Raw genomic sequence first — 15,127 nt, 5'->3', positions numbered from 1 at the left:
GGGGCGGGGCGCCGCCGGCCGGCCGGGGCGCATTGCGCCCAGATTAACTTGCTGGTCCTGGTTCGGGGTCTCCAAAAGGCCCCGCCGCCCCCGGCCCCCTACCGGGGGGCCGGGGGGTTTCCCCCCCCGCGACGGGAGAGGAGGCCCAAGAACCACGCTTCTTGGGCCGGAGAGGGGCGCTCAGCCCGGGACGCGTAGCCCCTCTCTGAAAAACAGCTAGCAGCGCTGGAAAATCCGCAAAGCGGACTTTTTCAGCAGCCTGCTGAAAAACTCTTGACTGGGAGCATCTTTGGTCTTCAAGAGCTTCCGAGCCCGAGGGGCTGGCCGCCCGCGACGAGGCGGCGGCAAAGCCGCCGAGGACGGGGCCGCCCTGGACGGGGGTGAAGGCGCACGACATGTGCGTCGCCGGGCCGCGCAGGCCTGAGGGGGGCGCCTTTAGCCCCCCTGGCCGGGCGCCCCTGAAACAAACAGCAGGCGCTGAAGAAGCCGCCACGCGGCTTTTTCAGCAGCCTGCTAGCTCGGGCGGAATCTCAGGGTGCGGTCGCGCCGGGCTTGGCGCAGGTAGGTGGCGACCTCGCGTACGAGGGCGGCGTCGGCCTGACGCAGGGCGACCGATTCGCGGAACAGGATGAGCGCCGTGATCATCCCCTGATGGAGCGAGCGGGCCTGGAAGATGGGCAGCATCTCCTCGACCAGGCCCTGCATGCGGAACGGGTCGCCGGACTCGAGGTATAGGGCGGCGAGGTCGAGGGAAAGGAGCGCCGCATCGTAGGCCATACCGCGCTCGAGGAAACCCTGTCGAACCTGGCGCAGCCCTTCTTCGGCCTGGCGGTGCCGACCGAGCTCGAGGTTGATCTCCGCCACCAGCCAGTCGAGGCGCAGCAGATTGATGCTGTCGCCGAGGCGCTCGAAGAGGCGCCGTATGTCGGCGACCAGAGCGTGGGCGGCGATGCTGTAGCCGGTGCGGTTGAGGGCATTGATGATGTTGTAGGCGCACAGCACGAAGGTGCGCACGTCTTTTTCCGGGCGCAGCAGGGGCACGGCTTCGCGCAGGGCCCGGAGGGCGCTCTCGGGACGGTCTTCGAAGAGCAGGAAGCTGCCCTTGACCACCAGCGCACGTCCCAGGCTCGAACGAGTGCGGGACTGGCGGTAGACCTCGATCGCCTCGTCGAGGCGCCGATGAGCTTCCGGAAAGCGCTGTTGGTCCTTGAGGAGGGAAGCCTCGAGCTCGGCGACGCGCGCCGCCAGCAGCGGCTTGCCGGTGCCGCGGCGGAGGAAGCTATGGGCCTTGCCGAAGGCCTGCTCGGCGCTCAGAGGGTCGCCATGGACCCGCTGGGCGTTGCCGTAGCGGGCCCAGCAACGGGCTCGCAGATCGCAGGTTAGGCTGGGGCCGTGGCGGTCGACGGGTAAGGCCTCGGACACCGCGACCGCGAGCTCGGTGAGGGCCAGAGCGCCCTCGACGTCATCGAAAATGCTCGAGCCGGCTTCTTCGAGAAGGGTCTCGGCGAGCGCCCAGCGGTGGAACTTGGGATCCTTCTGGATCTGCTGCAGCCGAAGCGGTGCAGAACGAGACGAGAGCTCAAGAAGAAGACTGCGTCCTTGCTCCCCGGGATCGGGAACAGTGCGCGGGACTTCGGGCTCTGGCGTCGCGGTCGTCATCTATCGTAGGAACGGGCGCAAAGAAGTTTCAACGGACCGGTTCTAACGGGTAGTACGACCACCAGCGTTCAGGGTTTACGGTTGGCACGTCGGCGAGCCGGATCAGTGCTCGGGCTTGTCGGCTTGGCCGCCGTTGGGGTCGATGCCCGAGCCCGGGGAATCCTTGGGGGCACCCTTCTTGCCGATGATCGACGAGCGGACCCAGTCCCAGATGACCTCGATCGACTCCAGGACATCGAGGGGCTGCTCACGCTCGATGCGGCTTTCTGCCCGGTCCGTCGACGAGACTCCCGAATCGGCGGTCGGCGTCGCGAGGATGGGCAGGGAGAGGAGTAGGGCGGCGGATGTCAGTAGGACGAGCTTGGGGAGCAACTTCTTCAGCATCGCTAGTTTCCTCCAGGATGCAATCCAGTCAGCGAGGCGAGTCTGCATGTCAGTCTAGCATGACAGGCTCGCGTCCTTGGCCTGGCCTCGAGGTGGAGGCCCTACCAGCAATTACGGCTTCGGCCCCGTAGGAGACTGGTCTGCGCCCTGGCGCCGGACCTTGCGCAACGACCCTTCGCGTCGGGTGACCCGGTGCTGGTCGAGATGCTCGAGGAGTGGCACGGCCCACTTGCGGCTGAGGCCGCTCCAGGCGGTGAACTCGGAAACCCGGAAATTATCCAGCGGCGAAGCTCGGAGGCGTTCGACGAGGTCCGCGATGGCGCGGCTCGCCACCACCAGGTCGTCGGGCAGACGGGTGAGCTCTCCGCTTTCGATCAGGGCCTCTACCAGGCCCGCCGCCACCTCCGGCTTGTGGCCGCTGCGGCGCGCCATGACGCTGGGTGCCGGCGGGGTCAGGCCGGCGGCCTCATAGGCTTCGAGCACGCGCTGCGCCAGCCGCTCCCGGGGCTTGCGGGCGGTCGTGCCGCGGTAGAGCGCCGCATAAGCGCCGACGAGATGGCGTGCCTCCGGCGGCAGCCGGTCGGCGAGGTCGAGAGGGGCCGATTTCGCCGACCCCAAGCGCTGCGCCAGCTCGATCCAAACGCCAGGTGAAATCCACACCGGTGGCGTCACCGGCAGGGCCAGGAGCCGGCCGTCCGCCGCCAGGGCCTCGAGCCGTTGCTCGAGGCCCGCCGGGTCGAGGCCGCTTGCGCGCAGGTTGGAGGCGTCGGGGGTGAGCCCGGCGAGGCCGGCGTCGCGGGCTCGGGCCAGCAGATCGCGGTCGGAGATCACCGCCGCGGCTCAGCCGTTGAGTATCTCGCGCGCCAGCTTGCTGACGGTGCCGCCGTCGGCGCGCGAACCGAGGCGTGCCAGGGTTTCCTTCATCACCACCCCCATCGCCTTCGGGCCGGCCAGATCGCCGGCGGCGATGATCTCGGTGATGACCTTGCGGATCTCTTCCTCGCCGGCCTGCTCCGGCAGGTAGACCTCGAGGTGACCGATCTCGCGCTCCTCCTTGTCGGCGAGCTCGGCGCGTCCGCCCTTGCGATATTGCTCGGCCGCTTCGCGACGCTGCTTGATGCCCTTGCGCAGCAGCGCCGTGAAACCTTCGTCGTCGACTTCGTCGCCGCGCCTGATGGCCTCGTTCTTGATCTCCGTCAGCAGCATACGGAGGGTTCCGAGGCGCTCCTTCTCGCCGCTGCGGAGGGCGTCCTTGAGATCTTCCTGGACCTGCTCTCGGGGTGTGCTCATGGGGCCGATTATAGAGGGCGCCGGGGGCCTTTCGCTGGCCCCAGTCAGGCCGGCAGATCGATCGTGAAGACGGTGCCGCGGGGACGGTTGTCCTCGACGCGGATGGTGCCGTGATGCTCGGTGATGATGCGGTGCACGATGGCCAGGCCGAGACCGGTGCCGCGGCCCTTGGTGGAGAAGTGGGGCAAGAAGAGCTTGCCGCGCGCCTCCACCGGTACTCCGCGCCCGCTGTCGGCGATCAGGAGCTGTAGGGAGCCATTCTGGCGTTGCGCCGAGATCTCGACCACGCCCGGGGCTTCGGTGGCTTCAAGGGCATTGTCGATCAGGTTGATCAGGGCGCGCTTGATCTGCTCGCTGTCGAGCTGCACCGTCGGCAAGTCCGCCGCGATCTTGCCGCGCACCGCCACTCCCGGTTTGAGATCGCGGTACAGGTGGAGCGTCTCCTGAATCAGCTGGCGCATGTCCACCGCCTGGGGCCGCGGACCGGGCATGCGGGCGTAGCGCGAGAACTCGTCGACCATCGCCTGCATCGAGGCCACCTCGCGGGTGATCAGCTCGACTCCCTGCTCGAGGGCCTCGCCGAGGCCGGGGTCCTGCTGGCGGTACTTGTGCAGAAGCCGCTCGGCGGAGAGCTTGATCGGGGTCAGCGGATTCTTGATCTCGTGGGCGATGCGGCGGGCGGCTTCGTTCCAGGCGGCGAGCTGCTGGGCTTTGATCAGCTCGGTGAGGTCTTCGAGCACGATCACCCGTCCCGACTCCCCTTCATTGCCATCGTGCATGGCGGTCACCTTGGCGTCGAAGGTCTTCCACTCGCCGCCGAGCACCAGGTGGAGCTCCTGGCTGAGCCGGCCGTGGTCGAGCTCCTCACTCAGCAGATCCGCCAGCTTGCGGCGCTCCGGGTCGCGCCAGGCGTCGGCGGCGGCCTGGCCGACGACCTCGCCCTCGCGCTGGCGCAGCATCTCGAGGGCGGCGCCGTTGCAGGTGAAGATGCGGCCGCCGGCGTCGATCGAGATGACGCCGGCGGCGACGTTCTCGAGCACCGCCTCGATCAGGGCACGCTCGTCGGCGAGGCGCTCGTTGGCGGCGATCAGCTCGCGGTTGCTGTGCTCGATGACCTCCTTGTTGCGCTTCAGCTCCTGGGTCATGCGGTTGAAGGAGTCGACCAGCACGCCGAGCTCGTCGTCGGCCGCCACCTCCACCTGGTGATCGAGATCGCCGAGGCTGATGCGGCGGGTACCGTCGGCCAGGGCCTGGATCGGGATGGTCACCCGGCGGGCGAGATAAAGGCCTACCCAGGAGGACGCCAGCAGGATGAGTAGGGTCACCATCAGGAAGGTCAGCAGGTGGCTGGCCTTGAGATCTTCGCGCTGTACCTCGAGCTGCTTGTAGGACTGGAAGGCCTCCAGCAGGCGCTCGCTCTTGTCCGCCAGGGACGGGGCGAGAACGGTGCCGGCCACCACGATGGCGCGGGCCTGGTCGTCTTGGCCCTCCCGTGGCGGTGCCGCGGCGGCGGCCAGGATGAGGCGGCTCTGCTGTCCTGGGAGCTGCCCGACCCGAATCGCCCAGCCGGTGGCGGCGGCGTCGCCGAGAAATCCCGAGGGGGGCTCCGGCAGATCGACGATGCCGGCCTGAGGATCGAGGGCGGCATGGATGAAGACGGAATCCTCGTAGACCGCCACCAGGGCGAGGTCGGTTTCGGCCAGGCGCTCGCGCAGCAGCCGACCGAGCTCGGGACGCTCCTGAGGCTCCGCGAGGTCGACATCGGCGATGTCGTCGAGCAGCAGCGAGGCGTCCTTGAGGGTGCTCTGCTCGATCCGGTCGATGAGCTCTTCGGCGACCGACGCGCCCTGCTCCAGGACATCCCGCACCGGCGCCGAGAACCAGCGATCGACGGACCCCTGGAGCAGCTCCGTGGCGATGGCGAAGAGCAGCAGGACGGGGATCAGGGACAGGCCGATGAAGGTCAGCACCAGCTTGACCTTGAACTTCGAGCCCAGAATCCGGTGGTGGCGCTCGACCATCACCTTGTACAGATTGCGCAGCAGGACGAAGACGATCACCAGGATCAGGATGATGTCGACGTACCAGAGAACGAACAGCAGCACCTGGTTGTTGATCAGGAAGGACGGCAGGTCGCGGCTGCTCTGGAAGAAATAGAGCACGCCGGTGAACAGCAGCAACAGCAGGATCAGGCCACCGACCACCAGGCGGGTGTCGTTGCGGTGGCGTCGCAGCTGTTCTTTGAGATCCATGTCCGGGGCGGGGGCCAGCCGGCTCCTCTAGGCGCCGTCTGCCAGGACGTTCTTGGTGCGGAATTTGCGCGATTCGCGCCAATCCGTATGAATGGTCGAGGGGATGATCGACAGGATGGTCTTCGAGCCCAGCTCGGCCCGCACCCGCACCAGCAAGCGCCAGGAACGCGGCAGGTTGTCGAGGGCGAAGGCCGGCAGGTCGAAGACTTTAGTCATCTCGTCTTCGAGGTCCTCGAGTTCCTTGACCATGCGGCTTTCCACCAGCTTGCCGTCGAGCTTGGTGTTGACCAGGTACTCGCGCGACACGGCGTCGTACATCGCCACCACCTGCAGGCTGTTGCGGCGCAGCGGCCGGTCGTACCAGCGCTTGCGATCCTTGAGCAGCTCCATCTGATAGACGAAGCCGGTCGGCAAACCACTGCGCAAGCGCTCCAGGAAGCGCTCGTCGAAGGCGTTGGCGAGGTGGAAGTCGAGGATCGCCCGATTGCCGTCGACCTCGACTGTCAAGTAGGAGATGGAAGCCTCGTCGGCGGCCCCGGAAGGGGCCGTGGCGAGACAGATCAGTGCGACCACGGCAAGTCGTCCGAGGGCCGTGTGCCAAGGTCCGGCGAGTCGTCGATTCGAGTCCTTCATAGGAGCCAAAAGTCTAGCAGGTTGAGGTGGATAGATCGCTGTCCCCGGGGGCCCGTGGGGCACCCCCGCGGCGTCGGCAGAGCGGAAAGCCGCTGCCGTGGCACCATCGGCGGTGCCGGCAGTGCAGTATGCTCGGCGGTCTCGAAAGGAGGGGCTGATGGCCTCCGGGAAGGGAAAAAAGAAGCCGGGAAAGGAAGGGGATCGCCAGATTCTGGCGCGCAACCGGCGAGCCCGTCACGACTACGAGATTCTCGAGAAGCTCGAGGCCGGCCTGGTGCTCAGCGGCACCGAGGTCAAGGCGGCCCGGGCCGGCCTGGTGCAGCTCAAGGACTCCTATATCGAGGTGCGCAACGGCGAGGCCTGGTTGATCGGGGCCCACATCAGTCCCTACAGTCACGGCAACCGCCTCAACCACCCGGTGGAGCGCGACCGCAAGCTGCTGCTGTCGCGACGCGAGATCGACCGCGTTTACGGTCGCACCCTGATGAAGGGACAGACGGCGATTCCCCTCGCCCTCTACCTCAAAGGCAACTGGATCAAGCTCGAGATCGCCCTCGCTCAGGGCAAGAAGCACTACGACAAGCGCGAGGCGATCAAGCAGCGCATCCTCGACCGCGAGGCCGAAGCGGCGATCAAGGGCTAGGAGGGCAAGGTCGACTCGAGGTCGTCGTCTTGCTGCTGACGGCGCTGGCTGCGACCTCCCGTTTGCTGGATGCGCTCGAGGGCGGTGGTGCCGCCGTACTTGGCCGCCAGCAGATCGTCGTACTCGTCGGCGACATTGGCCACCGCGGCGATGGCGTCGAGCAGACGGCGGGCGTTCATGTCGCGGCCGAAGATCGAATGCGAGAAGAAGACGTCGCGCCCGATCATCGAGAAGGCGCCGAAGGCGAGGTCGTGGTTGAGGGCCAGCAGCTCGGCGGTCAGCTTGGCCGAGATCTCGGCATTCTGCACGCAGTAGGAGGTGATCTTGACCACCGCCTCCTGCGGGCCGTAGGCGTCGACGGAGATCTCGAGGACGGTGCTTCCGTAGCGGACGTAGAAGTGACCGTTTTCTTGATCATGAAAGGGGTCTTCGAAGAAGTCCGGCAAGTAGTCTTCGACTCGGGCGTGGGTTTCGCGCTGCACATCATGTTCGAACTGCATGGTCATTCCTCCAGTGGGACAACTCTAGCAGCTTCCAGCGGCTTCGCCTCAGAGCGGCGAAAAGCGCCGTAAACGTTGACAAATTCAGGTTTTCTCGACTACTGTGATGGCTCGCCACCCAGGTGCCTGGATGTTGCCCGAGGCAATCAGTCTCCGGCGCAGGGAAGGGGTTCCTGGGCACGATTCACGTTCGATTCGGCAACAAGAGGAGTCAGGGATGAGCAGGAGATCCAACAGGCCCGCGATTCGTTTTATCTCGGCGGTGGCGGTAAGCGCTCTGCTGACCGGCCCCGCATTCGGCGCGGGATTTGGCATCTTCGAGCAGGGGACCAAGGCGATGGGTATGGCCGGTGCTTACACCGCCCAAGCCGATGATCCCTCGGCCATGTTTCACAATGTGGCCGGCCTGGCCTTTCAAAAAGAGCAGGACTTCGCGGTCGGCTTGACCTACATCTACGGTGCCGACGCGACCTACCAAGGAGCCGCGCCCTTTCCGGGACCGAGCGTGACGGCCGAGCAGGAAACCCTCTCGGCGGTGCCGCCCCATGCCTATTGGGTGCGGCCGATCAACGACCGGGTGACCTTCGGCCTCGGAGTGAACGCACCCTTCGGCTTGACCACCGAGTGGGACGAGGACTTCCCGGGTCGCTTTGTCAGCCGTCGGGCGGCGCTGCGTGCCGTCGACGTCAACCCCAGCATCGCCTGGCAGGCGAGCGACCGCCTCGGCATCGGGATCGGCTTGGTGGGGCGCTTCACGGACGTTCAGCTCGACCAGCACGTGGCGGCCTTCAATCCTCTGACCCTGGGCTTTGCGGATGTCGGAGTTCTCAAGCTCGAGACCGACCTCGAGAGCGGTTTCGGCTTCAATCTCGGCTTGCTGCACAAAGTCGGTGAGTACTTCTCGTGGGGCCTCTCCTACCGCAGCAGCGTCGATGTCGACTACGGTGGCGACGGCGTCCTCCGGCAGCGCTTCACCGGCACTCCCTTCGACACCGCAGTGGCCGGCTTGCTGCCCTTCGACCAGGATCTCCCGGTGGAGGCGGAGCTCGAGTTTCCGCAGATGGCGAGCCTCGGCTTCGCCTTCGGCTTGACCGAGAACGTCACCGTCGAGACGGACGTCAACTGGACCGGCTGGAGCTCCTTCGAGGAGCTCACCATCGACTTCGTCAACGACGACCTGCCGGACACCACCCGCGAGCAGAAGTGGGACGACGTCTTCAATTACCGCCTCGGCATCGCCTGGGATCGCGGCCAGGGCCGCCAGTGGCGCTTCGGCTACGTCTTCGACGAGACGCCGCAGCCGGAGGAGAGCGTCAGCCCGCTGCTGCCCGATGCCGACCGCAACGGCTTCACCATCGGCTACGGCTTCGAGGGCAACAAGCGAGAGTTCGATATCGCCCTGATGTACCTCGACTTCGACGAGCGCACTCGGGCGCGCAGCTTTGCCGGCGAGAGCGATTTCTTCGGTACCTACCAGAACGAAGCCTGGCTTCTCGGCCTGACCATCGGCTTCTAGGGCGGATGACTCAAGGAGATCTCGATCATGAAGCGCAATAGCCTCCTCGTCGCGGTAGTGACCGCGGCCCTTCTCCTGGCCACCGGCTCCGCCTGGGCGCAGAACACCGGCAGTGCCGACTTCACCCGCTATGTCGCCGTTGGCGATTCCCTGACCGCCGGCTTTGCCAGCAGTGGCTTGCTCAGCGATGTGCAGGTCAACAGCTACCCGGCCCTGATCGCCCGTCAGGCCGGCGCTCCGGCCTTCGAGCAGCCGCTCGCCGGAGCGCCCGGCATTCCGCCGCTGCTAGCGGTCCAGAGCCTCGGTCCCGGGGCGCCGGTGATCACTCCCCGGGCGGTCAATCCGGGACCGCCTCTCAACCTCGGCTTCCCGGCGCCCTACAACAACATGGCCGTGCCCGGAGCGACCGTCAACGACGTCATCACCTCGCGCACCGGCAACGGCATCATCGACCTGGTGCTGCGCGGCCTCGGAACCCAGCTCGAGCTGGCGGCGGCCCAGCAGCCGACCTTCGCGTCGGTCTGGATCGGTAACAACGACGTCCTCGGTGCCGCCACCAGCGGCATCGTGATCGAGGGCGTCACGGTGACGCCGGTGGCCCAGTTCCGGGCCGACTACCGGCAGATCGTCGGCACTCTGGCGGCGGTCGGGGCGGACCTGGTTTTGGCCACCATCGGCAACGTCACGGCGATTCCCTTCGTCACCACCTTGCCGCCGGTGGTGGTCGATCCCAACACCAGCCAGCCGGTGATCCTCAACGGCCAGCCGGTACCGCTGATCGGTCCCAACGGTCCGTTGGCGGCCAACGATCGCGTGCTGCTCACCGCCAGCGGCTTCCTGGCCCAGGGCTTCGGTATTCCGGCGCAGCTCGGCGGCAACGGCCAGCCGCTGCCCGATCAGGCGGTGCTCGATGCCGGCGAAGTGGCCTTCCTGACGGCGCGGGTGGCGGCCTACAACGACATCATCCGGCAGGCGGCGGCGGACTTCGGGGCGGCCCTGGTGCCGATCAATCGTCTGTTCGACGAGGTCGCCGCCAACGGCGTCGATGCCGGCGGCGGTCTGCTCTATCGCACCGACTTCCTGACCGGCGGCATCTTCTCCTACGACGCCGTCCATCCGACGCCCTTCGGCTACGCCTGGACCGCCAACCGCTTCATCGACGAGATCAACGACCACTACGGCGCGAGCATCCCGCAAGTCGACCTCTTCCCCTTCATCTTCGGAGTCGAGGGGACGGCCGGTGGCACCATTCAGTCGGCGGCGGCGGCGAGCTCGGCGTTCTTCAGCCCGGAGGCCGGTCAGCAGCTCCTCGAGGTGCTGTCGACTCACAAGGGCGAAGCCCGGCCGCCGGAGCTGCCGCGAAGGCCGCGCCGACCGCGGGTCGGTGATGTTCCGATCGCCGGTGACTCGCCGGTGCCGGGAAGTCCGCGCGAGGAGCTGGGCAATCCGCGGGACGTGTTGGGACCGCGCATCCGTCCCTGACGTCGGCTCAGCGCGGGCAATCGAGGGAGCCCTCAGGGGCTCCTTTTTCGTTCTCGAGCTTCGCTCGACGCGGCTTGCTCCCACCCCCTGGCCCACATGCTCCTGACAAAGGGTGTCAGGGGCCCTCTGTTAGAGTTCGCGCCCCATGGACTCGATCCGGATTCGCGGCGCCCGCGAGCACAACCTCAGAAATCTCAGTCTCGAAATTCCCCGCAACCGCCTGGTGGTGGTGACCGGGGTCTCCGGCTCCGGCAAGTCGAGCTTGGCCTTCGACACCTTGTTCGCCGAAGGCCAGCGGCGCTACGTGGAGTCCCTGTCGGCCTATGCGCGACAGTTTCTCCAGCAGATGGAGAAACCGGACGTCGACGCCATCGAGGGCCTGAGCCCGGCGATCTCCATCGAGCAGAAGTCGGTGTCGAAGAATCCGCGCTCGACGGTCGGCACGGTGACCGAGATCCACGACTACCTGCGCCTGCTCTATGCCTCCGTCGGCGTGCCTCATTGCCCTTCCTGCGGCAAGCCGATCCGGCCGCAGACGGTGCAGCAGATGGTCGACCGCATCATGGCTCTGCCGGAGAAGACGCGGCTGGTGCTGTATGCGCCCTTCGTCCGCGGCAAGAAGGGCGAGTACAAAAAGCAGCTCGCCCAGATGGCCCGGGAGGGCTTTGTGCGGGCGCGCATCGACGGTGAGCAGATCGACCTTTCTGGCGAGCCGCCGGCCCTCGACAAGGCCAAGAAGCACACCATCGACATCGTGATCGATCGCCTGGTGGTCAAGGCGGGGATCGAAAAGCGTCTCGCCGACTCCCTCGAGACCGCCCTGCGGGTGGCCGACGGGTTGGTGGTTCTGGCTCCCCAAGGGGGGAGCGAGGAAATCCTGTCGCAGAACTACTCCTGCTCTGACTGCGGCGGCGGTTTGACCGAGATCACGCCTCGGCTTTTCTCCTTCAACAGTCCTTATGGCGCCTGTCCGACCTGCTCCGGGCTGGGCTCGATCAGCGGTGTCGACGAAGACAAGGTGATCGTCGATGTCGATCGCTCGATCGATGCCGGGGCGATCGGGCCCTGGCCGGCGGGCTCGCGCTCGATGCGCATGAAGATGATCGCCAACCTGTCGGAGGCGATGGGTTTCTCCCTCAAGACGCCGTGGAAGAAGCTGCCCAAGAAGGTGCGCCAGGTGGTGCTCCACGGCAGCGGCGAGAAGGAGATGACCTTCAGTCTCGAGAGCAAGAAGCTGAGCTACAAGTGGAAGGGGCGCTTCGAAGGGGTGGTGCCGACCCTCGAGCGGCGCTACCGGGAGACCGACTCGGCGGGAGTGCGGACCGAGATCGAAAAATACATGTCGGTGCACACCTGCACCGCTTGCGATGGCCGCCGGCTGCGCCCCGAAGCGCTGGCGGTGAAGGTCGAGGGGCGCTCCATCGACGAGCTCGGGCGCCTTTCGGTGAGCGATCTCGAAGCTTGGGTCGCCGGCCTCTCCCTCGATGGCCGCGATCTCGCCATCGCCGGCAAGGTGCTGCAGGAAGTGCGCGATCGCCTGCGCTTTCTCGGCGATGTCGGCGTGGGCTACCTCAACCTCGAGCGCTCCTCGGCGACCCTCTCCGGTGGCGAAAGCCAACGCATTCGACTGGCGACCCAGATCGGCAGCAAGCTGATGGGGGTGCTCTACGTGCTCGACGAGCCTTCCATCGGTCTCCATCAGCGCGACAACGCGCGCCTGATCAACACCCTCCAGGGGATGCGCGATCTCGGCAACTCGGTGCTGGTGGTGGAGCACGACGAGGACACCATCCGGGAAGCCGACTGGGTGCTCGACCTCGGACCCGGGGCCGGTCTGCACGGTGGCGAGCTGGTGGCCGAAGGCACTCCCGAGGAGGTCGCCGCCCATCCCGATTCCCTGACCGGCAAGTACCTGCGCGGCGAGCTTGACGTGCCGGTCCCGCCGCAGCGGCGCCAGGCGAGCGGCAAGCTGAAGGTGGTGGGAGCGGAGGCCAACAACCTTCAGCGCCTGACCGTCGACTTCGCCCTCGGCTGCCTCAACGTGGTCACCGGAGTTTCCGGCTCGGGCAAGAGCACGCTGGTCAACGACATCCTCTACAAGGCCCTGGCGCGTCACTTCTATCGCGCCTCGGAGCGCCCCGGGAAGCACCGCGAGCTGCGCGGCCTCGAGCAGCTCGACAAGGTGATCGCCATCGACCAGAGCCCCATCGGCCGTACGCCGCGCTCCAATCCGGCGACCTACACCAACGTCTTCAATCACATTCGCAACCTGATGGCGAAGACGCCGGAGGCGCGCATGCGGGGCTACGCGCCGGGGCGCTTCAGCTTCAACGTCAAGGGTGGCCGCTGCGAGGCCTGCCAGGGCGACGGCCAGAACAAGATCGAGATGCACTTCCTGCCGGACATCTACGTCACCTGCGAGGTGTGCGGCGGCCGGCGCTACGATCGCGAAACCCTGTCGGTGCTCTACAAGGGCCTGAGCATCGCCGACATCCTCGACCTCTCGGTCGAGCAGGCCCGCGAGGTGTTCCGCAACATCCCGGCCATCGAGCGAGTGCTCAAGACCCTCGACGAGGTCGGCCTCGGCTACATCCGCCTGGGGCAGCCGGCCACCACCCTCTCGGGCGGCGAGGCGCAGCGCGTCAAGCTCGCCCGGGAGCTCTGCAAGCGCTCGACGGGGCGCACCCTCTACCTCCTCGACGAGCCCACCACGGGCTTGCACTTCGACGATGTCGGCAAGCTCCTGCGGCTGATTCACCGGCTGGTCGATCTCGGCAACACGGTGGTGGTGATCGAGCACAACCTCGACGTCGTCAAGATTGCCGATCGCATCATCGACCTCGGACCCGAAGGCGGTAAGGACGGTGGCCGCTTGGTCGCCGTTGGCACTCCCGAAGAGGTGGCGGCAGTGGAGGACAGCCACACCGGCCAGTACCTGCGTCGCGCCTTGGCGTCGCGCCGCGCCGCCGCTTCCTGAGGGCTACGGCGCTTTTTTGGGCCTTCGATAGACTTCTCTCATGAATATGCCGGCCGCGGGCTTTGCCGAAAAGCGGCGCATCCTCCAGCTCGAGACGCTCTACGACCTGGCGCTGGCGCTCCATGCCCAGCAGCCCGAGGCGGAGCTCGTCGAGGAGCTGCTGCAGCGGGTTTGCGCGGTGCTCGATCCGGCGGCGGCGGTCGCCCTGACGCGCGACGGCTACGGCCGGTCGCGTGCCTTGTCGAGCGTCGGCTGGGCCGAGGGCCCGCCCTCCGGCGATGCGCTGTTGGGGGATCCGCTCTGGCACGACCTGCTCGCCGAGGGCCGTCTCCTGCGTCGCACCGGCGGCACCCTGGCGGGGCGCGGTTACGGTGAGCTGGTGGCGGCGCCGCTGGCCTGCCGCAACGTCTTCCTCGGTTTCCTGGTGGTGATCGACAAGGAAGTCCGCGGCACCGACGATCCGTCCTTCACGGACGACGACCGGCGCTTTCTCGACTCGGTTTCCTCCCTCGCCGGTGTCGCCCTCGACTCGGTGCGCCAGGTGGAGCGCCTGGCGCAGCAGCAGCAGCGCCTCGAAGAGGAGAACAAGGCGTTGCGCGGTCGCCTGGCGGACGAGGTCGGTGGGCAGCGCATCGTCGCCCATGCGCCGGCGATGCGGCGCCTCCTCGAGCTCGCCGAGCGGGTGGCGCCGCGCGGCGTTTCGGTGCTGGTGCGCGGCGAAAGCGGCACCGGCAAGGAGCTGCTCACCAAGCTGCTCCATCATCGCTCCGGGCGCCAGGGAGCGCTGATCGCCCTCAACTGCGCAGCCTTGCCGGAGAGCCTGCTCGAAAGCGAGCTGTTCGGCATCGAGGGTGGGGTGGCGACGGGCGTCACGGCCCGTCCCGGCAAGCTCGAGCTCGCCGACGGCGGCACCTTGTTCCTGGACGAGATCGGCGACATGCAGCCAGCGGTGCAGGTCAAGCTGTTGCGCGCCCTGCAGGAGCGCGAGGTGGTGCGGGTCGGCTCCCACAAGGCGATCCCGGTGGATGTCCGTCTGGTGGCCGCGACCCATCGCGACCTCGAAGCGATGGTGCGCCAGGGCAGCTTCCGGGAAGATCTCTACTACCGCATCAAGGGCGTTGAGCTCGATGTGCCGGCGCTGCGCGAGCGGCGCTCGGACATTCCTCACCTGGTGCGACACTTCACCGAGTCCTTCTGCGAGCGCGAGGCCATCGCTCCGCCACCGTTCCGCTCCGATGCCCTGGCCCTGATCATGGCCTATGACTTTCCGGGCAACGTGCGCGAGCTGCAGAACCTGGTCGAAGGCGCGGTGTCGCTGGCCGAGGGCGAGGTCGATGCCGAGCTGGTGCGCTCTTTCCTCGGCAGTGAAGCGGCCGAGAGCGGACCCGAGGCCCTCGATCTTGCGACCGTCGAGCGGCGTCACATCCGGCGGGTGCTGCAGATGACCGGCGGCAACAAGACTGCGGCGTCGCGCATCCTGGGGCTCGATCGCAAGACCCTGCAGCGCCGCGGGTTCTAGCAAGCTGCTGAAAAAGCCGCGTGGCGGCTTCTTCAGCGCCGGCTGTTTTTCCAGGGGCGCCCGGCCAGGGGGGCTAAAGGCGCCCCCCTCGCCCGCACGCACATGTCGTGCGGTCTCACCCCCAACCTCGGCGGCTTGCGCCGCCGCCTCGCCCGCTGGGCTCGGAGTCCCTCGTGAACCGAATCTCCGCGATCCTCGAGTTTCTCAGCAACCAGCTAGCAGGCTGCTGAAAAAGTCCGCTTCGCGACTTTTTCAGCGCTGCTAGCTGGTTG

The 15,127-nt window shown here is 67.0% G+C and carries 12 protein-coding genes; 5 read left to right on the top strand and 7 right to left on the bottom strand.

The window, feature by feature from the left end; translation table 11 throughout:
• Nucleotides 1-513: 513 nt before the first annotated feature.
• The 6 genes from AAF604_24055 to AAF604_24030 all read right to left on the bottom strand — a co-directional run bounded on the left by AAF604_24055 (nt 514) and on the right by AAF604_24030 (nt 6,158).
• A complete protein-coding gene (locus tag AAF604_24055) occupies nt 514-1,659 on the bottom strand; it encodes a hypothetical protein (protein MEM7052760.1) in 1,146 nt (381 codons plus the stop codon).
• Between the two features lie 102 nt (nt 1,660-1,761).
• A complete protein-coding gene (locus tag AAF604_24050) occupies nt 1,762-2,043 on the bottom strand; it encodes a hypothetical protein (protein MEM7052759.1) in 282 nt (93 codons plus the stop codon).
• 111 nt (nt 2,044-2,154) lie between these two features.
• Nucleotides 2,155-2,874, bottom strand: coding sequence for a SelB C-terminal domain-containing protein (locus tag AAF604_24045; protein MEM7052758.1), 720 nt, complete (start codon nt 2,872-2,874; stop codon nt 2,155-2,157).
• A gap of 9 nt (nt 2,875-2,883) precedes the next feature.
• Complete coding sequence (locus AAF604_24040) at nt 2,884-3,333, bottom strand: GatB/YqeY domain-containing protein (protein MEM7052757.1); 450 nt, start codon at nt 3,331-3,333, stop codon at nt 2,884-2,886.
• Nucleotides 3,334-3,377: 44 nt separating this feature from the next.
• The gene (locus AAF604_24035; GenBank protein MEM7052756.1) at nt 3,378-5,585 is read right to left on the bottom strand and encodes an ATP-binding protein; all 2,208 of its coding nucleotides are present in this window, start codon (nt 5,583-5,585) and stop codon (nt 3,378-3,380) included.
• 27 nt (nt 5,586-5,612) lie between these two features.
• Nucleotides 5,613-6,158: a DUF4390 domain-containing protein gene (locus AAF604_24030; protein MEM7052755.1), complete on the bottom strand. Its 546-nt coding sequence runs from the start codon at nt 6,156-6,158 to the stop codon at nt 5,613-5,615.
• Between the two features lie 217 nt (nt 6,159-6,375).
• Between AAF604_24030 and smpB the strand changes: the two genes are divergently transcribed.
• Entirely contained in the window at nt 6,376-6,861 is a 486-nt protein-coding gene (gene smpB / locus AAF604_24025) for an SsrA-binding protein SmpB (protein ID MEM7052754.1), read from the top strand.
• Here smpB and AAF604_24020 read toward each other — a convergent pair.
• Nucleotides 6,858-7,361: a hypothetical protein gene (locus AAF604_24020; GenBank protein MEM7052753.1), complete on the bottom strand. Its 504-nt coding sequence runs from the start codon at nt 7,359-7,361 to the stop codon at nt 6,858-6,860. The two genes, smpB and AAF604_24020, sit on opposite strands and share 4 nt — an antisense overlap.
• Before the next feature lie 217 nt (nt 7,362-7,578).
• Between AAF604_24020 and AAF604_24015 the strand changes: the two genes are divergently transcribed.
• The 4 genes from AAF604_24015 to AAF604_24000 all read left to right on the top strand — a co-directional run bounded on the left by AAF604_24015 (nt 7,579) and on the right by AAF604_24000 (nt 14,855).
• Entirely contained in the window at nt 7,579-8,877 is a 1,299-nt protein-coding gene (locus AAF604_24015; GenBank protein MEM7052752.1) for an outer membrane protein transport protein, read from the top strand.
• 27 nt (nt 8,878-8,904) lie between these two features.
• Nucleotides 8,905-10,359, top strand: a complete 1,455-nt coding sequence (locus tag AAF604_24010) for an SGNH/GDSL hydrolase family protein (GenBank protein ID MEM7052751.1) — start codon at nt 8,905-8,907, stop codon at nt 10,357-10,359.
• A gap of 145 nt (nt 10,360-10,504) precedes the next feature.
• Entirely contained in the window at nt 10,505-13,336 is a 2,832-nt protein-coding gene (gene uvrA, locus AAF604_24005; protein MEM7052750.1) for an excinuclease ABC subunit UvrA, read from the top strand.
• 40 nt (nt 13,337-13,376) lie between these two features.
• A complete protein-coding gene (locus AAF604_24000; protein MEM7052749.1) occupies nt 13,377-14,855 on the top strand; it encodes a sigma 54-interacting transcriptional regulator in 1,479 nt (492 codons plus the stop codon).
• Nucleotides 14,856-15,127: the final 272 nt, after the last annotated feature.

The sequence above is a fragment of the Acidobacteriota bacterium genome (assembly GCA_039028635.1).
In the GTDB taxonomy this organism is placed as follows: Bacteria; Acidobacteriota; Thermoanaerobaculia; order Multivoradales; family JBCCEF01; genus JBCCEF01.
The sequence above is the reverse complement of the archived record's forward strand: the minus strand, read 5'-3'. Positions and strand labels throughout refer to the sequence as shown.

What these genes read in the sequence shown, in the direction of transcription:
- AAF604_24055 (MEM7052760.1), bottom strand. Translation starts at nt 1,659, where the DNA reads ATGACGACCGCGACGCCAGAGCCCGAAGTCCCGCGCACTGTTCCCGAT.
- AAF604_24050 (MEM7052759.1), bottom strand. Translation starts at nt 2,043, where the DNA reads ATGCTGAAGAAGTTGCTCCCCAAGCTCGTCCTACTGACATCCGCCGCC.
- AAF604_24040 (MEM7052757.1), bottom strand. Translation starts at nt 3,333, where the DNA reads ATGAGCACACCCCGAGAGCAGGTCCAGGAAGATCTCAAGGACGCCCTC.
- AAF604_24035 (MEM7052756.1), bottom strand. Translation starts at nt 5,585, where the DNA reads ATGGATCTCAAAGAACAGCTGCGACGCCACCGCAACGACACCCGCCTG.
- smpB (MEM7052754.1), top strand. Translation starts at nt 6,376, where the DNA reads ATGGCCTCCGGGAAGGGAAAAAAGAAGCCGGGAAAGGAAGGGGATCGC.
- AAF604_24020 (MEM7052753.1), bottom strand. Translation starts at nt 7,361, where the DNA reads ATGCAGTTCGAACATGATGTGCAGCGCGAAACCCACGCCCGAGTCGAA.
- AAF604_24015 (MEM7052752.1), top strand. Translation starts at nt 7,579, where the DNA reads ATGAGCAGGAGATCCAACAGGCCCGCGATTCGTTTTATCTCGGCGGTG.
- AAF604_24010 (MEM7052751.1), top strand. Translation starts at nt 8,905, where the DNA reads ATGAAGCGCAATAGCCTCCTCGTCGCGGTAGTGACCGCGGCCCTTCTC.
- uvrA (MEM7052750.1), top strand. Translation starts at nt 10,505, where the DNA reads ATGGACTCGATCCGGATTCGCGGCGCCCGCGAGCACAACCTCAGAAAT.
- AAF604_24000 (MEM7052749.1), top strand. Translation starts at nt 13,377, where the DNA reads ATGAATATGCCGGCCGCGGGCTTTGCCGAAAAGCGGCGCATCCTCCAG.